Genomic DNA, 19,198 nt, shown 5'->3' on the forward strand with positions numbered 1-19,198 from the left:
CCGCATGCGCAGCGCTGGCGTACGGTCAGCCCATGAACGTGAACGACCCGGAGGGTGCCCCGTACCGCGAGGCCGACATCGAGCGCTACGTGGCGGAGCCGGACAAGCGCCCAGGCAGGACCGCGTTCCAGCGGGACAGGGCGAGGATGCTGCACTCGGTCGGCCTGCGCAGGCTGGCCGGGAAGACGCAGGTAGTGGACCCGGTGGACATCTCGCCGGAGGTCAACACGAGCCCGCGCACGCGGCTCACGCACAGCCTGGAGTGCGCGCAGGTCGGCCGGGAGCTGGGGGCGGCGCTGGGCTGCGACCCGGACCTGGTCGAGACGGCCTGCCTGGCCCACGACATCGGGCACCCGCCCTTCGGGCACAACGGGGAGCAGGTGCTCGCCGAGGTCGCCGAGGGCTGCGGCGGGTTCGAGGGGAACGCGCAGTCGCTGCGGCTGCTGACGCGCCTGGAGCCGAAGCGCTTCTCGCAGGACGGCATCAGCGTCGGCCTCAACCTCACCCGGGCCGCGCTGGACGCCGCCACCAAGTACCCCTGGCCGCGCGGCGGGCACCCGGTCAGCCCCGGCAGCCCGAAGTTCGGGGTGTACGAGGACGACCTGCCGGTGTTCGGCTGGCTGCGCAAGGGCGCGCCGGACTACCGGCAGTGCTTCGAGGCGCAGGTCATGGACTGGTCGGACGATGTGGCGTACTCCGTCCATGACGTGGAGGACGGCCTGCACGCCGGCCACCTGAACCCGGACCAGCTCCTCGCCGGGCCGGAGCGCCGTGAGGTCTTCGCCGTCACCGCCGCCCGCTACGCCCACGGCGCGGACGAGAACGAGCTGGCCGAGGCCCTGGACCGGCTGCTGGCCCAGGAGTGGTGGCCCAGGCGGTACGACGGCACGGCGGTCGCCCAGGCCCGCCTGAAGGACGCCAGCTCGCAGCTCATCGGCCGCTTCTGCCTGGCCGCCGAGCGCGCGACCCGGGACGCGTACGGCACCGGACGGCTGACCCGCTACCGCGCCGAGCTGGTGGTGCCCCGCGAACAGCGCCTGGAGTGCGCCGTACTGAAGGCGGTGGCGGACCGGTACGTCATGCAGCGCGAGTCGCAGGAAAGGCGGCGTGCGCAGCAGCGGGTTGTCATCGGGGAGCTGGCGGAAGCGCTGCTTGCGCGTGCGCCGGAAGGACTCGACCGGCAGTTCACGGGCATCTTCGACGCGGCGGGCGACGACCGGGCCCGGCAGCGCGCGGTGATCGACCAGATCGCCTCGCTGACGGACGCGTCGGCCACCGCGCTGCACGCCAGGCTGACCACCCGATAACAGCCGGTCGGCGCGGCACCCTTCACGCCGACCCCGCCGTGCGGGACGCTCACTGGGGGACGACCAACACCAGGGAGGCGCACAGTGGTGGACGCAGACCAGACCTTCGTCATCGTCGGGGCGGGGCTCGCGGGGGCCAAAGCCGCCGAGGCGCTGCGATCCGAGGGCTTCACCGGCCGGGTGATACTGATCGGTGACGAACGCGACCACCCCTACGAGCGCCCGCCGCTGTCCAAGGGCTTCCTGATCGGCAACGAGGACCGCGACTCGGTCTTCGTCCAGCCCGCCGCCTGGTACGCCGAGCACGATGTCGAGCTGCACCTCGGCCAGCCCGTCGTCAGCCTGGACCGCGAGGCGAAGACCGTCACCCTCGGCGACGGCAGCGCTCTGCACTACGACAAGCTGCTGCTCGCCACCGGCGCCGAGCCCCGCCGCCTGGACATCCCCGGCACCGACCTGGCGGGCGTGCACCACCTGCGCCGCCTAGCGCATGCCGAGCGGCTCAAGGGCGTCCTCGCCTCCCTCGGCCGCGAGAACGGGCAGCTGGTCATCGCGGGCGCGGGCTGGATCGGCCTGGAGGTCGCCGCCGCCGCGCGCGGGTACGGCGCCGAGGTGACGGTCATCGAGCCCGAGCCGACCCCGCTGCACAGCGTGCTCGGCCCCGAGCTGGGCGAGGTCTTCGCCGAGCTGCACCGCGAGCATGGCGTCCGCTTCCACTTCGGCGCCAAGCTCACCTGCATCACCGGCCAGGACGGCATGGTCATGTCCGTCCTCACCGACGACGGCGAGGAACACCCCGCCCACGACGTCCTCGCCGCCATCGGCGCCGCCCCCCGCACCGCCCTCGCCGAGGCCGCCGGCATCGCGATGGCCGAGCGCTCCGCAGGCGGCGGCATCGCCGTGGACTCCCGGCTGCGCACCTCCGACCCCGACATCTTCGCCGCCGGAGACGTCGCCAACGCCGAACACCCGCTGCTCGGCGGCCGGTTGCGGGTCGAGCACTGGGCCAACGCCCTCAACAGCGGTCCCGTCGCCGCCCGCAACATGCTCGGCAAGGACCTCCCCTACGACCGGGTCCCGTACTTCTTCACCGACCAGTACGACCTGGGCATGGAGTTCTCCGGGCACGCCGCCCCGGGGGCGTACGACCAGGTCATCGCGCGCGGCGACGTCGGAAAGCGGCAGTTCATCGCCTTCTGGCTCAGCGAGGGCCGGGTGCTGGCCGGGATGAACGTCAACGTCTGGGATGTCACCGACACCATCCAGAAGCTGATCCGCTCCGGCGTGACGGTGGACCCCGACCTGCTCGCCGATCCGTCGGTGCCGCTAGCCTCGTTCCTGGAGTGATCGGGAAGGGGCGCATGTGAGAACTGCCGTCGTACCGCTGGAGGACATCTTCGAGCTGCGCCGGAGCGTGCTGCGCCCCGGCCGCCCCCGCAACACCGCCGCCTTCGTCGAGGACGGCCACCCCGGCGTCTTCCACGTCGCGGCCTACGCCCCCGACGGCACCCTCTGCGCCTGCGCCACCTTCTTCCCCGAGCAGCTCCCCGGCGAGGCCGCGCCCGCCCACCGCCTGCGCGGCATGGCCAGCGCAGACGCCGTACGCGGCCAGGGCTACGGCGCCGCCGTCCTCCAGGCCGGCCTGGCCGAGGCCCGGGCGCGCGGGGCCGAGCTGGTGTGGTGCAACGGCCGCGTGGCGGCCCGGGGCTTCTACGAGCACCAGGGCTTCACGGCGGTCGGCGAGGAGTTCCAGCTGGAGCCTGCCGGGGCGCACTACGTCTTCGTGGCGAAGCTGTCGTAGTGGTTGTCGTAAAAGGCTGTCGTAAAAGGTTGTCGTAGCGCGGCCGTAGAATCCTTCCGTGGCAGGTCGGATCAGAGACGAAGATGTGAAGGCAGTCCGGGACGCGGTCCCGATCGATGCCGTCGTCTCGGAATACCTGCAGCTCAAGAACGCGGGCGGCGGCAACCTCAAGGGCCTGTGCCCCTTTCATGACGAGAAGTCCCCGTCCTTCCAGGTAAGTCCCAGCAAGGGGCTTTTCTACTGTTTCGGCTGCCAAGAGGGCGGCGACACCCTCGACTTCGTCATGAAGCTCGACCACCTCTCCTTCTCCGAGGCCGTCGAGCGCCTCGCGGGCGTGGCCGGGATCACCCTGCGCTACGACGAGGGCGGCTACACCCCCGGCCGCCAGCAGGGCGAGCGGATCCGCCTCGTCGAGGCCCACAAGATCGCCGCCCAGTTCTACGCCGAGCAGCTCGGCACCGCCGAGGCCGAGATCGGCCGTGCCTTCCTGCGCGAGCGCGGCTTCGACCAGGCCGCCGCCGAGCACTTCGGCGTCGGCTACGCGCCCGCCGGCTGGGACCATCTCATCCGCTTCCTGCGCGGCAAGGGCTTCACCGACCGCGAGCTGCTCACCTCGGGCCTGGCGAGCGAGGGCCGCCGGGGCGCGATCGACCGCTTCCGCGGCCGCCTCATCTGGCCGATCCGCGACATCACCGGCGAGGTCATCGGCTTCGGCGCGCGCAAGCTGCGCGAGGACGACCAGGGCCCGAAGTACCTCAACACCCCCGAGACCCCGCTCTACAAGAAGTCCCACGTCCTGTACGGGATCGACCTCGCGAAGAAGGACATCGCGAAGACGAACCGTGCCGTGGTCGTCGAGGGCTACACCGATGTCATGGCCTGCCACCTCGCCGGCATCACCACCGCCATCGCGACCTGCGGCACCGCCTTCGCGGGCGACCACATCAAGATCCTCCGCCGTCTGCTGATGGACAACGCCAACGCCGAGGTCGTCTTCACCTTCGACGGTGACGCCGCCGGCCAGAAGGCCGCCCTGCGCGCCTTCGAGGACGACCAGAAGTTCGCCGCCGAGACCTCCATCGCCATCACCCCCGGCGGCATGGACCCCTGCGAGCTGCGCCTGGCCGAGGGCGACGCCGCCGTGGCCCGCCTCGTGGAGAACCGCACCCCGCTGTTCGCCTTCGCCCTGCGGTCCGTGGTCTCCGGCTACAACCTCGACACCGCCGAGGGCCGCGCCTCCGCCCTGGAGGCGGGCGCGCCCATCGTCGCCGGGATCAAGAACTCCGCGATCCAGCACGAGTACGCCGTCCAGCTCGCCGGCATGCTCGGCATCCTCGACTCCCAGTTCGTCGTCCGCCGGGTCGGCCAGCTCGCCCGCTGGCAGCGCGACCGCAAGTCCTCCGGCGCCCCCGCCCCCTCCCGTACCGCCCCCGGCCGCCCCTCCGGCCCCGCCGCCCCCGCCGGCCCCCGGGGTCCCCGCCTGGACCTGCGCAGCCCCGCCCACCGCGTCGAGCGCGAGCTCCTCAAACTCGCCCTCCAGTTCCCCGACCTCGTCTCGCCCGCCTTCGACGCCTACGGCGAGGACGAGTTCACCGCCCCGCCCTACGCCGCCGTCCGCCACACCATCGCCGAGGCCGGCGGCGCGGAGTTCGCCGACGGCGACTACCTGGCCAGGGTCCGCGACATCGCCCCCGACGACACCGTCCGCGGCATGATCACCGAGCTCGCCGTCGAGCCCGTCATGCACAAGACCCCCGACGTCTACGCCGGCGAAGTCCTCGTCCGCGTACGCCTCCTGGCCGTGGACCGGCGCGTCAACGAAGTCCGCGCGGGCCTGATGCGGCTCGGTGCGCACGGCGATCCCGAGCAGCTCACGGCCGTGCAGAACGAGCTGTGGGCGCTTCAGCAGTACGGTCAACGGCTCCGGGAACAGGGCGCGAAGGCGCTGTAGTGGCCAGGGGGTGTGATCATCGGCCCCCGAACGCCTCCGCGTGGTCCGCGACCCACTCGGCGAAGGTGCGCCCGGGACGGCCGGTGATCCGCCGTACGGCGGGGGAGACCGGGGCGTCCCGGCCCACGGCGGCGGCCTGATATCCGAGCAGGACGTCGGCCACGTCCGCCGGCAGGCCCTGCTCGATCATCGCCTGCCGCCCTTCCGGCGGCGGCAGTTCCTCGAACCGCACCGCCCGGCCCGTCACCTCGCCGATGATCCGGGCCTTGTCGTACTGCGTCAGCGACTCGGGCCCGCTCAGCTCGTAGCGGCCCCCCGCGTGCTCGCCGGACTCGTCGAGAAGTACGCGTACGCCGACCTCGGCGATGTCCCGCTCATGGATGGACGCCATGGCCGCCATGCCGTAGGTCCCCCGCACCACGCCCTCGGCGCGGATCTGCGGGGCCCAGCCGAAGAGCAGATTGGCCGCGAACTCCCCGGGCCGCAGAGAGGTCCACTCCAGCCCGGACGCCTCGACCTCGTCCTCGATCGCCTTGTGCCGTAGGGCGATCGGCCCGTCCTGCTCGGCCACCCCGTCCCGCACCGACGCCGAGGAGAGCAGCACCACCCGCCGTACGCCCCGCTCCCGGGCGACCTTCAGGAACGCCCCCGTCCCGCCCCCGACGGCCGCCGGGTTCACGAACACGCCCGTGACCCCGTCCAGCGCCGGCGCGAGCGACTCCGGGCGGCTCAGGTCGCCGCCGATCACCTCGGCGCCCGCCGGGAGGTCCGCGGCCTGCGGGTCGCGGGTGAGGGCGCGCACCTTGGCGCCCTCGGCGAGCAGCAGGTCCACGACATGGCGGCCCACGTTTCCGGTGGATCCGGTCACGAAGAACATGGTCTTCCCCTCACTTCAACCAAATGGATGACGCCATCAACCATACAGATGACGAGACCGGGGCGCGCCCGGATAACCTGCTCCCGTGCAGAGTTCCACGGACCCCGACCGGAGCCCCGACCGGAGCCCCCGTCGGCACCCCGCCCCCGCCGAGCGCCGGGCCGACGCCGAACGCTCCCGCCGCAAGCTGCTCGACGCCGCGCTGGAGGAGTTCTCCGCCAAGGGCTACGCCGGCGCCCGGGTGGCCGACATCGCCGCCCGCGCCGGCCTCAACAAGCAGCTGATCAGCTACTACTTCGGCGGCAAGGCGGGCCTGTACGGCGCCATCCAGCAGGCCTGGCTCGACCGCGAGACCGAGATCGCCCCGCCCGAACTCCCCCTCGCCGAACTCATCACCCGCTACCTGCACGCCGGTCTCGCCGACCCCCGCGCCATGCGCCTCATGCTCTGGCGGGCCCTCGCCGCCGACGGCACCGAGCAGCCCCCGCCCGGCCCCGTCCAGGACCCCGAGGAGGACCTCTCCCGGCTCCGCCGCCGCCAGACCGGCGGCGAACTCGCCACCGACCTCGACCCCGCGGCCGTACTCCTCGTCATGATGGGCGCCGTCACCGCGCCGCTGATCATGCCCGGCGAAGTCACCCGCCTCACCGGACTCGACCCCCGCTCACCGGAGTTCGAGACCTACTACGCCGAGCAGCTGCGCCGCGTCATGCTCCACCTCGCGGGAGCGCCCGGTGCTGTGACGTGACGTACGCGGCCTGTGACCTTCCGCTGAAAAAGCCGCCGCACGCCCCTCGTGGCGGGGGTGTGCCGTAGGCCACACTGGTTTGCGGTGCCTGAGTCCTCGGAGTGCGGAATCCCGAGTCGCGTCGATGGAGACGCCACCGGAGATCCGCTCACGGCGAATTCCCGGACGGACAGCGGCGAGGCCGCCGCTGTGACCGTTCCGCTGCCGCGCGTCTCCGAGTCCGTGACTGCCGTGCTCACCGTGGAGGTTCCTCCCGTGCCTGTGCAGACCCAGATTCTGACGACCGAGGCGGAAGCAAAGGTGCCCGCCGCCACAGACCCGCTGGAGAGGGTCCCCGAGCAGAACCACCCGGCCGTCCACCCCGAGGCCGAGCCGGAACCCGATGAGCCGGAGAGGCCGCTCCGCGAAGAGGTGAGCAGCGGCCCGTCCTCCGATCTCTTCCGCCAGTATCTGCGCGAGATAGGGCGGATACCCCTGCTGACCGCCGTCGAGGAAGTGGACCTGGCCCGCCGGGTGGAGGCGGGGCTCTTCGCCGAGGAGAAGCTCAACGGCACCCCCGACCTGGACACCCTCGACTCCCAGCTCGCCGTCGACCTCGACCGGCTCGTCGTGCTGGGCCGGATGGCCAAGCGCCGCCTCATCGAGGCCAACCTCCGGCTCGTCGTCTCCGTCGCCAAGCGCTATGTCGGCCGTGGCCTGACCATGCTCGACCTCGTCCAGGAGGGGAATCTCGGCCTCATCCGCGCCGTCGAGAAGTTCGACTACGCCCGTGGCTACAAGTTCTCCACCTACGCCACCTGGTGGATCCGGCAGGCCATGTCCCGGGCGCTGGCCGACCAGGCCCGCACCATCCGGGTCCCGGTCCATGTCGTCGAGCTGATCAACCGCGTCGTGCGCGTCCAGCGCCGGCTGCTCCAGGAGCGGGGCTACGAACCCTCCACCGACGAGGTCGGCGCCCAACTCGACCTTCCCGCCGAGCGGGTCAGCGAAGTCCTGCGTCTCGCCCAGGAGCCCGTCTCCCTCCACGCGCCGGTCGGCGAGGAGGACGACGTCGCGCTCGGCGACCTCATCGAGGACGGCGATGCCACCTCGCCCGTCGAGTCCGCCGCCTTCCTCCTGCTGCGCGAGCACCTGGAGGCCGTGCTGTCGACGCTCGGCGAGCGCGAGCGGAAGGTCGTCCAGCTCCGCTACGGCCTCGACGACGGCCGTCCCCGCACCCTCGAGGAGATCGGCCGCATCTTCGGGGTCACCCGCGAACGCATCCGCCAGATCGAGTCCAAGACCCTCAACAAGCTCCGCGACCACGCCTTCGCCGACCAGCTCCGGGGCTATCTCGACTGACCGGCCGACCGGCCTACACTCTGATCCCGTGACGACGTACGCCGTGACCGGACACACGGACCTGACCGATGCGAGCACCGAGCTCGTACGGGACGCGCTGAGCGGCCTGCTCGCCGGGCACAGCGACGGCGGGCTCGTCGGAGTGTCGTGCATCGCGCGCGGCGCCGACAGCCTGTTCGCCGAAGCCGTCCTCGACGCCGGCGGCCGCCTGGTCGTCGTCCTGCCCTCGCGCGACTACCGCGAGGCGGAGGTCAAACCGGACGACGCGCCGGTGTTCGACCGGCTGGTGGCGGCCGCGGCCGAGGTGGTCCTGATGGATCACGAGACGGCCGGCCCTGCCGCGTACCAGGCGGCGAACACCGCGATGCTGGCCCGCGCCGAGCGCCTGATCGCGGTCTGGGACGGCGCCCCGCCCTCGGGCCCGGGCGGCGGCACGGCGGACGCGGTGCTCGAAGCACGGGCAGCCGGAATGCCGGTGCGGGTGGTCTGGCCCGAAGGCGCCCGCCGGTCGGGCTGACCGACCGACGGGCGCCTGGGCCGCGACTCAGTCGACCTCGGCCACCGCCTGCGCGAACTGCGCGGCGTACAGCCGTGCGTAGGCGCCCTCAGCCGCGAGCAGCTCCTCGTGCGTGCCCTGTTCCACGATCGTGCCGCTCTCCATCACCAGGATGACGTCGGCGTCGCGGATCGTGGAGAGGCGGTGCGCGATGACAAAGCTGGTCCGGCCGTGCGACAGCCGGGCCATCGCGCGCTGGATGAGCACCTCCGTACGGGTGTCCACAGAGCTGGTGGCCTCGTCCAGGACCAGGATCACCGGGTCGGACAGGAAGGCCCGCGCGATCGTGATGAGCTGCTTCTCGCCGGCGCTGACGCCCGAGCCCTCGTCGTCGATGACGGTGTCGTAGCCGTCGGGGAGCGTACGGATGAAACGGTCGGCGTGCGCCGCCCGCGCGGCCTCCTCGATCTCCTCCCGGGTCGCGCCCTCACTGCCGTACGCGATGTTCTCGGCGATCGTGCCGCCGAAGAGCCAGGTGTCCTGGAGGACCATGCCGATGCCGGACCGCAGCTCCTCGCGGGACATGGCGGCTATGTCGGTGCCGTCGAGCGTGATCCGCCCGCCGGTGACCTCGTAGAACCGCATCAGCAGGTTGACCAGGGTGGTCTTGCCGGCGCCCGTCGGCCCCACGATGGCCACGGTGTGCCCGGGCTCGACGGTCAGGGACAGGTCGTCGATGAGCGGCTTGTCGGGGTCGTAGCGGAAGGCCACCGACTCGAAGCCCACCCGGCCCGTCAGCTCCGCCGGCCGGGCCGGGGCGGCGGGCTCCGCGCTCTGCTCCTCGGCGTCGAGCAGCTCGAAGATCCGCTCCGCCGAGGCGACCCCGGACTGCACCAGATTGGACATGCTGGCGACCTGGGTGAGGGGCTGGCTGAACTGCCGGGAGTACTGGATGAAGGCCTGCACGTCGCCTATCGACAGCGAGCCGCTCGCGACCCGAAGGCCACCGACGACCGCCACCAGCACGTAGTTCAGATTGCCGACGAACATCATCGCGGGCTGGATGATCCCGGAGATGAACTGCGCCCGGAAGCCCGACCGGTACAGCGCCTCGTTCTGCTCGCGGAACGTCTCCGCCGACTCCTCCTGCCGCCCGAAGACCTTGATCAGGGAGTGGCCGGAGTACATCTCCTCGATGTGGGCGTTGAGCCTGCCCGTGGTCTTCCACTGGGCGACGAACTGCGGCTGCGCGCGCTTGCCGATGACCGTGGAGACGACCACCGACACCGGCACGGTCACCAGCGCGATCAGTGCCAGCAGCGGTGAGATCCAGAACATCATCCCCAGCACGCCGACGATCGACAGCAGCGAGAAGACGATCTGGCCCAGGGTCTGCTGGAGGGTCTGCCCGATGTTGTCGATGTCATTGGTCGCCCGGCTCAGCACCTCACCGCGCGGCTGCTTGTCGAAGTACGAGAGCGGCAGCCGGGCGAGCTTCTCCTCGACCTCCGTACGCAGCCGGGAGACGCTCCGCTGGATGGCCCGGGTCGCCAGCCGGCCCTGCGCGACATGGAAGACGGCCGCCGTCGCGTAGATCGCCAGCACGGTCAGCAGCACGGAGCCGACCTTGCCGAAGTCGATGCCCAGGCCCGGGGTGAAGTCCACCCCGGACAGCACGTCGGCGAGGCTGCCGTTGCCCTGCTGCCGCAGCGCGGCCACCGCCTGGGCCTTGGTGGTGCCGGCGTCCATGGACCGGCCGATGACCCCGGCGAAGATCAGGTCGGTCGCCCGGCCGAGGATCTTGGGGGCGATGACGTTGAGCGAGACGGCGATGGCGGCGCACACCAGCACGCCGTAAAGGGAGAGCCGGTCGGGACGCATCAGGCCGAGGAGGCGTTTGCCGGAGCCCTTGAAGTCCATGGAGCGTTCGGTGGGCTGGCCGCCCATGAAGCGCATGGGCCCGGCGGCGGGCGCGGGGCCGCGCCGCGTGGGGGTGGTGGTGGTCATGCCGCCTCCTGCTCGGTGAGCTGGGAGAGCACGATCTCCCGGTAGGTGTCGTTGCCGGCCATCAGCTCGTGATGGGTGCCGGTCCCGACGACGCGGCCCTCGTCGAGGACGACGATGCGGTCGGCGTCACGGATGGTGCTGACCCGCTGGGCCACGATCACCACGGTCGCCTCGGACGTCTCCCGGCCCAGCGCGCGCCGCAGCGCGGCGTCGGTCGCGTAGTCCAGCGCCGAGAAGGAGTCGTCGAACAGGTAGATCTCCGGCTGCCGCACCAGCGCCCGCGCGATCGCCAGCCGCTGCCGCTGCCCGCCCGACACATTGGTGCCGCCCTGCGCGATCGGGGCGTCCAGCCCGTCCTCCAGCTGTTCGACGAAGCCCTTGGCCTGCGCCACCTCCAGCGCGTGCCACAGCTCCTCGTCGGTCGCGTCCGGCTTGCCGTAGCGCAGGTTGGAGGCCACGGTCCCGGAGAACAGATACGGCCGCTGCGGTACGAGAGCCACCGTCCTGGCCATCAGCGCCGGGTCCAGCTCCCTCACGTTCACCCCGTCCACCAGCACCTCGCCGCCGGTGGCGTCGAAGAGCCGGGGCACCAGCCCCAGCAGGGTGCTCTTGCCGCTGCCGGTCGAGCCGATCACCGCCGTGACCTGACCCGGCCGGGCGACCAGATCCACCCCGTGCAGCACCTTCGCCTCCGCCCCGGGGTACGCGAAGTCGGCCCCGCGCAGCTCCAGATGGCCGTGCCGGAGCAGCTTGCGTACCGGCGAGGCGGGCGGCACGACGCTGGACTCGGTCGCGAGCACCTCCTCGATGCGCTCGGCGCAGACCTCGGCACGCGGCACCATCATGAACATGAACGTCGCCATCATCACGGCCATCAGGATCTGCATCAGATAGCTGAGGAACGCCGTCAGCGCGCCTATCTGCATCCCGCCGCTGTCGATCCGCTGCGCGCCGAACCACATCACCGCCACGCTCGACATGTTCACCACCGCGAACACCAGCGGGAACATCAGCGCCATCAGCTGCCCGGTGCGCAGCGAGTAATACGTCAGCTCCGCATTGGCCCGCCCGAAGCGCTCGCGCTCGTAGTCGTCCTTGACGAAGGCCCGGATCACCCGGATGCCGGTGATCTGCTCCCGCAGCACCTGGTTCACGGTGTCCAGCCGCTCCTGCATCGTCCGGAACAGCGGCCGCAGCCGCCGCACCAGCAGCGTCACGATGACGCCGAGCACCGGCACCACGCCCAGCAGCAGCGAGGACAGCGGCACATCCTGGCCGAGCGCCATGATGATGCCGCCGACGCACATGATCGGTGCCGACACCATCAGCGTGAAGGTCATCAGCACCAGCATCTGCACCTGCTGGACGTCATTGGTCGTACGGGTGATCAGCGAGGGCGCCCCGAACTGGCCCACCTCGCGAGCCGAGAAGCTCTGCACCCGGTCGAAGACCGACGCCCGGATGTCGCGGCCGACCGCCATCGCGGTCCGGGCGCCGTAGTAGACCGCGCCTATGGCGCAGACCACCTGAAGAACGGTGACCGCGATCATGACGCCGCCGACCCGCATGATGTAGCCCGTGTCCCCCTTCACGACACCGCTGTCGATGATGTCGGCGTTCAGGGTGGGCAGGTAGAGCTGCGCGATCGTCTGCACCAGCTGAAGCAGGACGAGCACGGTGATGGGTTGCTTGTACGGGCGCAGGTGGGAGCGGAGGAGTCGGATCAGCACAGCGGTCGAGCCTATATTCGGACCGTTGCCGAAAGCACCCGATTTCTCGGTACGTCTTTCAGTGCGCCTTCAGTGCGCCCTTCTGCACGCCGCTCAGTACGAGAAGGCTCCTGGGTGCGTCTGGTCCCGTACCGCCGTGTACTGCTGCCGCACCGCCTGCCCGATCGCCACGTCGTCCCCGCCCGGGTCGATCACGCCCAGCGCGGCGGGTTGCCACTGCGGCGGCTGCTCCGCCGACCCGGTCCCGGTCCCCGTGACCGCGCCCAGCGACCATGCCGCCTGCCGCGCCGCGCCCAGCGCCGCGTACTCCGCCGGCTGCGGGATCACGATCCGCGCCCCGAGCAGCGCCGGGGCCATCTGCTGCACCGCCGGCAGCTCGCCCGCCGGGCCCAGCAGGAAGATCCGCCGTACCTCCACACCCCGCATGCGCAGGACGTCCAACGCGTCCGCCAGCCCGCACAGCATTCCCTCGAACGCCGCACGCGCAAGATGCTCCGGCTTCATGCTCTCCCGCCGCAGCCCCGCCAGCGTCCCGGCTGTGTGCGGCAGGTCGGGGGTCCGCTCACCCTCCAGATAGGGGAGCAGTACGAGCCCGTGCGACCCCGGCGTGGACTTCACCGCCAGGTCGCTCAGCCCCGCCAGGTCCGTCCCCAGCAGATCGGCCGTCCCGCGCAGCGCGCGTACCGCGTTACGGGTGTGCACCATCGGCAGATGCCGCCCCGTCGCGTCCGCGAACGACGTGATCGTGCCGCTCGGGTCGTTCAGCGCCTCATGGTGCACCGCGAAGATCGTCCCGCCGGCGCCCAGCGACACCACCGCGTCCCCCGGCCCGACCCCCAGCCCGAGCGCCGCCGCCATGTTGTCCCCGGTCCCGGCCGAGATCAGCAGCCCTTCCGGCGTCTGCCCGGCCGGCTCGGCCGGCCCCAGCACCTCCGGCAGCCCCACCTGATGGCCCAGCGCCCGCTGCACGATGTCCGTGCGGTACTGCCCCGTCGCCGCCGACCAGTACCCCGTGCCCGACGCGTCCCCCCGGTCCGTCGTACGCCGCTGCGGCCGCCCCAGCAGCTGCCACACCAGCCAGTCGTGCGGCTGCACGACCTCCGCCGTCCGCTGCGCCGCCTGCGGCTCGTGCTGCGCCATCCACCGCAGCTTCGCCACCGGATACGCCGCCTGCGGCACCGCCCCCACGGCCTCCGCCCAGCCCCCCGGCCCGCCCAGTTCCTCCGTCAGATCCGCCGCCTGTATCTGCGCCCGCTTGTCGTTCCACAACAACGCCGGCCTCACCAGCGCCCCGGCCCCGTCCAGCGCCAGCATCCCGTGCTGCTGCCCCGACACCCCGATCGCCCGGACCCCCTCCAGCAGTCCGTCCTTCGCCGCCTCCCCCAGCGACAACAGCCACACCTGCGGGTCCACCTCGCTCGGTGTCCCCTCACCCCCGCCCTCCACGGGATGCGGCGCATACCCCTGCCGCAGCACCTGCCCGCTCTCGCCGTCACACACGACAACGGTGGTCCCCGCGCCCGAGCTGTCCATACCCGCCACTATCGCCATGCGGGAATGATGCCTTACACCGCCGAGCCCGCGAAAAAACGCACGCGGGCGCCCTCACCGCTACGTATTGCTCGTGCCCCAGTCGGCCCGATCCTGGATGCCGTCCTCCGGCCCCGTCGTGCCGGGGTGCCGGTGCCGGGGTGCCGGTTCCTGCTACGTGTTGCTCGTGCCCCCAGTCGGCCCGATCCTGGATGCCGTCCTCGCACTGCTTCGCAGGCGTCGGCACGGCTGCGCCGTCCTCCGGCCGTCGTGCCGGGGTGCCGTTCCTGCTACGTGTTGCTCGTGCCCCAGTCGTCCTCGCCCGGTCCGCCATTGCTCCGCAGCCGCCGCACCCGCTCCGCCACCTGGGGCGGCAGCTTGTCCCCCACCTTCGACGCCACCGCGTCCACCGCCTTCAGGGCCACTCCCCGCCCCGTCTGCCCCGCCGTCTCCGCGGCGTTCCGCACCGCCGGGTTCTGCGCGACCCTCTGCACGTTCTTGCGCAACTGCTCGTACCGCTCCCGCCCGGCCCGCGCGCCGAGCACGTACCCCACCACCACTCCGCCGATGAACGTCAGCCGGTAGCGCATGGCTCCACCCTTCCGTCGGTATGGCTCGCCTACCCGCCGTAGCCGCAGGACAACCACGGCCATACCGGTTGGCGGAGCACCCCCCTACTTGCGCTAATGTATGTGTCGCAGCGAGCACACGCCGCCCGGGAGGCCGGGAGTGGGTGCATTCGGTGCACGCCAAGCAATCCCCTGTAGCTCAATTGGCAGAGCAGCCGGCTGTTAACCGGCAGGTTACTGGTTCGAGTCCAGTCGGGGGAGCGCGGTCCCCTGTAGCTCAATTGGCAGAGCATTCGGCTGTTAACCGGAGGGTTGCTGGTTCGAGTCCAGCCGGGGGAGCAGCCGGAGAAGGACCCCCGCGGGGGTCCTTTTTCATGCGGTTTTCTGCCCGGTGGAACCGATCACCCGGTGATCGATGTCCACCAGATGATGCGTCTGTGACCCGAGAGGGCGACAGATCGTATGAGCAGCTATGCTGCGCAGACGGCGTGCACGACGCGCCGTACGGGGCGGTAGCTCAGCCGGTTAGAGCAGCGGACTCATAATCCGTCGGTCGTGGGTTCGAGTCCCACCCGCCCCACTCCGGCAGGGCCCTGACCTGCGGAAACGTTCCTCGTGAGGTGTTGGATCGTCAACTTCCGTCCAACGGACTGAATCCGCTGCTCACGACTTTGGAGTGTGGCGGCGCTAGGGGGAGCTCCAACCCATCTGACCTGCGGCACAGTAGGTGATCAAGGTTGCTGCCTGCCTCCGGGATGGCTGTCCTAAGGCTCGATACCAAGATCCAGTGGCCCGTCAGTGGCCCGGGGGGCGCGGGAGGGGTGCTGCGGTCGCGCGTCGACCCTCTCAAGTGGGTGGGATCCGGTCGGTCGATCAGGGCAGTCGATGAGTGCGATACAGGGATTGGCAGGCGTGTCTGCTTCTGTTCCTCCGTTCACGTCGGCCCAGCGTGCACGGGGATGTTCCGGCGCTGGCGAAGGCGTTCGCCCGTCACGGAGTCCGGATCGAGGTCGTGCGCCGATCCGACGGGCAACGCGGATTTGTCGTCCTGGCCCGCAGGTGGGTGGTGGAGCGCACGCTGAGCTGGCTCTCCCGCTCATGCCGCCTCAACCGCGACCACGAACGCCGCCCCGACCACCACGCCCAGATGGTGTGGTGGGCCGCTGTGATCAGGCTGTCCCGGCGCCTGGCCGCAGACGCTCCGCGCTGGCCGGAAAAACGCCCCGGCCGACTGCTCCGGGCGCGGGCATGAACCGTCCGTCCTCCGCCCGCACCAGCCAGCCCCGCTTCTCCAGCACGTAGGCACGGTGACGGATCTTCTCCACCTCGTTCGTGATCTCCGCTTCCCGGCCCACCGCCCGCGTCAGCTCCACCCCGTTCACCGGCCCCGCAGCGGCGAACACCTCCCGGTAGAGGCCGCTGAGCACCTCCTCGCCCATGCCCGACCGCCACACCGGCGGCCTCTCGCCATGCCCCGCGCCCAAGCCGCCCGATCCCACTCCGGCAGCCGCCTCACCACCAGAAGGCACGGAAATCGGCGTATTCACCGGGCTCTCCTCGGCCAGCACCGACACGAGCTCCTCACGCCCCACCCGGGCCCGCTCGACCCGCTCCCGCGCGGCATCCACCTCCGCCTGAGCCTGCTCCAGAACCTCCGTTCAGGACTCCAGATCCTGCCTCGCCCGCGCCTCACGCCGTTCCATCAACCCCCGCACCGACGGCATCGCACCCTCCTCGATCAACAGCAAGCCGTCCGCTGCCTGCCCCTACCCCTCCGCGATCACGCCCCGCACACGAAGAAGCCCCTGCTCATCGAACAGGGACTCCCTTTGCCACAACGCACTAAGCAGCGAAGCCCGGCAGAAAGCGGGGGCTCCGGTCACCCGGCTGTGGTCGGCGACGGGATCGGGCCCCGCGACTCGCGTCGTGCCCACGTCCGGCGTTTTGAGGCCCTCGACGGTCGATGGCGTGCCGACGGATTCGGGGTTCCTCCGGCGTCGCGCCGGAGGAACCCTTCGGGGGCCGCAGTCGGCCCTACCGCTGGCCGGTCGTGGGTCAGGACGGTTCTCCTGGGCACCAGTACGAGGTGTCGGAGAAGTCGCCGTCGGTGAAGTCGCCGTAGTAGGCCCAGCCGTAGGTCTGGGTGCCGTCGATGCGCACCCAGGCCCAGAGGTTGCCGTAGTCGTTCTCCACCGTGCACCACAGCCAGACCTTCGTGCTGGCGGAGATGTGGGTGACGGTGCCGCACGCGCCGTAGGGAGCCTTCTGGAGGTTGGCGCCCGCTGCCACCGTGGCCCAGCCGGAGTCGACGTTGGAGACGGTCTGGCTGGTGCACGATGCCGCCTGTGCCGGCGCGGCGCCTGTCAGCACCGACATCAGAGCCAGGAGCGCCGCGGCCAGGGCCAGCGCCACCGCGTTCCTGGACGTGCTGCGGCGGATTGAGGCTGTGTACATGTGAGTTCCCCTCGTCGGTGGTTTCCGCGGGTCGGGGAGGGGCCGGTTTCCCCCCTGCTCCGGTCCCCTCCCCGTGCCCCCTGCGGCCCGCCCGTCGCTGGGCTGTCCGTTGGGACGTGGGCCGTGAAAGGAAGGTGACATGACAAGGCTGTAAGGAGCCTGAAGGTTCCTGAAGGGTCTTCAGCCTCTCCTCAGGGCCGGGCGGCCATCCTGGAAGGCATGCGGATACTGGTGGTCGAGGACGACCGGCGGCTGGCAGAGCTGCTGCGCCGGGGCCTGACAGGTGAGGGGTACGCCGTCGACCTGGCGTACGACGGGGCGCAGGGCCTGGACCTGGCGCTGGAGAACGCCTACGACACGATCGTGCTGGACCTGATGTTGCCCCGTCTGAACGGCTACCGGCTGTGCGCACGGCTGCGGGAGGCCGGAATCTGGACGCCGGTGCTGATGCTGACGGCCAAGGACGGCGAGTACGACCAGGCAGAAGGGTTGGACACCGGCGCGGACGACTACGTCACCAAGCCCTTCTCGTTCATCGCCCTCACCGCGCGGCTGCGTGCCCTGATCCGCCGTGGCCGGCCCGAACGGCCCGCGATTCTGCGGATAGGCGACCTGGAGGTCGATCCGGCCACCCGCCGCTGCCGCCGTGGCACCGCCGCGGTGGCGCTGACCCCGCGGGAGTTCGCGGTGCTGGAGTACCTGGCCCGGCGCTGCGGGGAGACGGTCTCCAAGTGCGAGGTGCTGGAGCACGTGTGGGACGACCGGTTCGACGGTGACGTGAACATCGTCGAGGTCTATGTGAGTGCCCTGCGCCGCAAGATCGACACTCCGTTTCAGCGGCACACCATCCGTACCGTACGCGGTGTCGGCTACCAGCTGGACGCCCGCGAAGGGGCACAGGGATGAAGCGAAAACGGCTGCTTGCCATGCTCCGCCGCCTGCTGCCCGCCACCATGCGTGTGCGGATGACTCTGATGGCTGCGGTGATCGCCCTGACCCCCCTGACGGCGGCCGCCGTAATCTCCGCCCTGACGACTCGATCGTCCCTGCTGGGAGAAGCCCGTCAGAGCACGGAGGACAGGGTCATCCTCGTCAACGACAAGGACCCCGCACCGGGCCACGAGATTCACGTGAACGGTGATCTGCCGGCCTGCACACCCCGTCCCGATCTGCCGGAGCACAACGGCCGGCAGGAAGTGGGCGGCTGCACGCTCGCCCGCAGCCGCGCATCATCGACGCCCGCCTGGGCGACGTCACAGGGCTCGCTGTCGCTGATCCCGTGGACCGACGCTGCTGACGGCCCCGCCCCCATCAGACACGTGACCATCACGCCCATGCAGCCCTCGTCTTACGACAGCGTCACAGTGGGAACGTTTCCGCTGCAGGCCGAGCAGGAACAGTTGAATTCCGTGGTGTGGCGGCTGGCAGGAGGCACCGGTGCGCTCACCCTCCTGATCGCGGGCGGCACCTGGTTCGCCGTCGGCAGGGTGCTGCGTCCGGTCGAGGCCGTCCGCGTGCAGTTCGCCGAGCTCAGCGCACACCATCTCGACCGCAGGGTCCCGGTCCCACGAGCCGGCAATGAGATCGCCCGGCTGGCCGCGACGATGAACGCCACGCTGGACCGGCTGCAGTCCGTCATCGACCGGCAGCGCCAGTTTGTCGCCGACGCCTCCCACGAACTGCGCACCCCTCTGGCCTGTCTGCGCACCGAACTTGAACTCGCCCTGAACCGTCCCGACACCGCCGACTGGCCCCTGGTCGTCGACGCCGCCCACAACGACGCCATACGCCTCCAGGACCTCACCGGCGACCTGCTGCTCCTGGCCCGCCTCGACGCCGAGCACGCCGACCGACAACCCGGCCGGCCCATCGACCTCACCGACCTGGTCCGCAAGGAACTCGCCCGCCGGCGCCCCCCGACCCACCTCACCGTCGAATTCCACACAGACCCCGGCCCGATCGCCGTACACGGCCACCCGGCTCTGCTCTCCCGCGTCCTGGGCAACCTCCTCGACAACGCCCAGCGCCACGCCGCCGGCACCATCGACATCCGTCTCACCCGCGACGCCGAGAGCCACGAAGCCGTCCTCGATGTCCTTGACGACGGCCCCGGCATACCCCCCGAGCACCACGAGCGGATCTTCGAACGCTTCACCCGTCTCGACGACGCCCGCGCCCGTGACACCGGCGGCACCGGCCTCGGCCTGGCCATCGCCCACCGCATCGCCGGCACCCACCACGGCACCCTCACCATCGCTCCTACCGCGCACGGCGCCCACTTCACTCTCCGCCTTCCCGCCCACGGCGACACCGCCTGAGCAGGCGGCACGCGAGACCAACAGCGTGTGCGTACGCGGGGCACCGCGGGCCGGCCGGGGCTTCGCTCG

General features: G+C 71.1%; 17 protein-coding genes and 3 tRNA genes. 13 read left to right on the forward strand and 7 right to left on the reverse strand.

All coding sequences use genetic code 11. The features are described 5' to 3' along the window. Positions 1-32 precede the first annotated feature (32 nt). The 4 genes from OG607_RS30765 (at position 33) to dnaG (ending at position 5,059) form a co-directional block, all read left to right on the forward strand. Positions 33-1,307: a deoxyguanosinetriphosphate triphosphohydrolase gene (locus OG607_RS30765; RefSeq protein WP_405730417.1), complete on the forward strand. Its 1,275-nt coding sequence runs from the start codon at positions 33-35 to the stop codon at positions 1,305-1,307. 84 nt (positions 1,308-1,391) lie between these two features. Next, positions 1,392-2,654 (forward strand): NAD(P)/FAD-dependent oxidoreductase, encoded by a 1,263-nt coding sequence (locus OG607_RS30770; protein WP_405730419.1) that lies wholly within the window; start codon positions 1,392-1,394, stop codon positions 2,652-2,654. Positions 2,655-2,670: 16 nt separating this feature from the next. Continuing rightward, positions 2,671-3,108: a GNAT family N-acetyltransferase gene (locus OG607_RS30775; RefSeq protein WP_405730421.1), complete on the forward strand. Its 438-nt coding sequence runs from the start codon at positions 2,671-2,673 to the stop codon at positions 3,106-3,108. A 58-nt stretch (positions 3,109-3,166) separates the two neighbouring features. Continuing rightward, positions 3,167-5,059, forward strand: coding sequence for a DNA primase (gene dnaG, locus OG607_RS30780; protein WP_405730423.1), 1,893 nt, complete (start codon positions 3,167-3,169; stop codon positions 5,057-5,059). Between the two features lie 16 nt (positions 5,060-5,075). Here dnaG and OG607_RS30785 read toward each other — a convergent pair whose 3' ends face one another. Beyond that, positions 5,076-5,936: an NAD(P)H-binding protein gene (locus tag OG607_RS30785; protein WP_405730425.1), complete on the reverse strand. Its 861-nt coding sequence runs from the start codon at positions 5,934-5,936 to the stop codon at positions 5,076-5,078. 85 nt (positions 5,937-6,021) lie between these two features. Here OG607_RS30785 and OG607_RS30790 point away from each other — a divergent pair, with 85 nt between their 5' ends. From OG607_RS30790 to OG607_RS30800, 3 genes are all read left to right on the forward strand, one after another. Continuing rightward, on the forward strand, positions 6,022-6,684 hold the full coding sequence (locus OG607_RS30790) for a TetR/AcrR family transcriptional regulator (protein WP_405730427.1): 663 nt from the start codon (positions 6,022-6,024) through the stop codon (positions 6,682-6,684). Positions 6,685-6,768: 84 nt separating this feature from the next. After that, positions 6,769-8,025 (forward strand): RNA polymerase sigma factor, encoded by a 1,257-nt coding sequence (locus OG607_RS30795; RefSeq protein WP_405730429.1) that lies wholly within the window; start codon positions 6,769-6,771, stop codon positions 8,023-8,025. 28 nt (positions 8,026-8,053) lie between these two features. Next, entirely contained in the window at positions 8,054-8,542 is a 489-nt protein-coding gene (locus OG607_RS30800) for a hypothetical protein (protein ID WP_405730431.1), read from the forward strand. A gap of 27 nt (positions 8,543-8,569) precedes the next feature. Here the strand turns inward: OG607_RS30800 and OG607_RS30805 are convergent, their stop codons facing one another. The 4 genes from OG607_RS30805 to OG607_RS30820 all read right to left on the reverse strand — a co-directional run bounded on the left by OG607_RS30805 (position 8,570) and on the right by OG607_RS30820 (position 14,378). After that, positions 8,570-10,477, reverse strand: a complete 1,908-nt coding sequence (locus OG607_RS30805) for an ABC transporter ATP-binding protein (protein ID WP_405737155.1) — start codon at positions 10,475-10,477, stop codon at positions 8,570-8,572. A gap of 47 nt (positions 10,478-10,524) precedes the next feature. Continuing rightward, positions 10,525-12,258, reverse strand: coding sequence for an ABC transporter ATP-binding protein (locus OG607_RS30810; protein ID WP_405730433.1), 1,734 nt, complete (start codon positions 12,256-12,258; stop codon positions 10,525-10,527). A gap of 93 nt (positions 12,259-12,351) precedes the next feature. Further along, the gene (locus OG607_RS30815; protein WP_405730435.1) at positions 12,352-13,809 is read right to left on the reverse strand and encodes an FGGY family carbohydrate kinase; all 1,458 of its coding nucleotides are present in this window, start codon (positions 13,807-13,809) and stop codon (positions 12,352-12,354) included. Between the two features lie 269 nt (positions 13,810-14,078). Beyond that, positions 14,079-14,378 carry a YtxH domain-containing protein gene (locus OG607_RS30820; protein WP_405730437.1) on the reverse strand — a complete coding sequence of 100 codons (300 nt, stop codon included), beginning with the start codon at positions 14,376-14,378 and terminating at the stop codon, positions 14,079-14,081. A gap of 167 nt (positions 14,379-14,545) precedes the next feature. Between OG607_RS30820 and OG607_RS30825 the strand changes: the two genes are divergently transcribed. The 4 genes from OG607_RS30825 to OG607_RS30840 all read left to right on the forward strand — a co-directional run bounded on the left by OG607_RS30825 (position 14,546) and on the right by OG607_RS30840 (position 15,609). Next, a tRNA-Asn gene (locus tag OG607_RS30825) sits at positions 14,546-14,618 on the forward strand. 5 nt (positions 14,619-14,623) lie between these two features. Then, positions 14,624-14,696, forward strand: a tRNA-Asn gene (locus OG607_RS30830). Between the two features lie 167 nt (positions 14,697-14,863). Then, positions 14,864-14,937 (forward strand) — tRNA-Ile (locus OG607_RS30835). Between the two features lie 369 nt (positions 14,938-15,306). Then, positions 15,307-15,609 (forward strand): transposase, encoded by a 303-nt coding sequence (locus OG607_RS30840; protein ID WP_405730439.1) that lies wholly within the window; start codon positions 15,307-15,309, stop codon positions 15,607-15,609. Here the strand turns inward: OG607_RS30840 and OG607_RS30845 are convergent. Together OG607_RS30845 and OG607_RS30850 are read right to left on the reverse strand one after the other, a co-directional pair. Then, positions 15,527-15,931, reverse strand: coding sequence for a hypothetical protein (locus tag OG607_RS30845; protein ID WP_405737515.1), 405 nt, complete (start codon positions 15,929-15,931; stop codon positions 15,527-15,529). The genes OG607_RS30840 and OG607_RS30845 overlap by 83 nt on opposite strands. A gap of 481 nt (positions 15,932-16,412) precedes the next feature. Beyond that, on the reverse strand, positions 16,413-16,811 hold the full coding sequence (locus OG607_RS30850; protein WP_405730441.1) for a hypothetical protein: 399 nt from the start codon (positions 16,809-16,811) through the stop codon (positions 16,413-16,415). A 219-nt stretch (positions 16,812-17,030) separates the two neighbouring features. On the opposite strand from OG607_RS30850, the gene OG607_RS30855 reads away from it, so the two are divergent. Further along, the gene (locus OG607_RS30855; RefSeq protein ID WP_405730443.1) at positions 17,031-17,717 is read left to right on the forward strand and encodes a response regulator transcription factor; all 687 of its coding nucleotides are present in this window, start codon (positions 17,031-17,033) and stop codon (positions 17,715-17,717) included. Beyond that, positions 17,714-19,129: a sensor histidine kinase gene (locus OG607_RS30860; protein ID WP_405730445.1), complete on the forward strand. Its 1,416-nt coding sequence runs from the start codon at positions 17,714-17,716 to the stop codon at positions 19,127-19,129. The genes OG607_RS30855 and OG607_RS30860 overlap by 4 nt, the downstream gene beginning before the upstream one ends. Positions 19,130-19,198 lie beyond the last annotated feature (69 nt).

This window comes from Streptomyces sp. NBC_01537 (assembly GCF_045040445.1).
Lineage (GTDB): Bacteria > Actinomycetota > Actinomycetes > Streptomycetales > Streptomycetaceae > Actinacidiphila.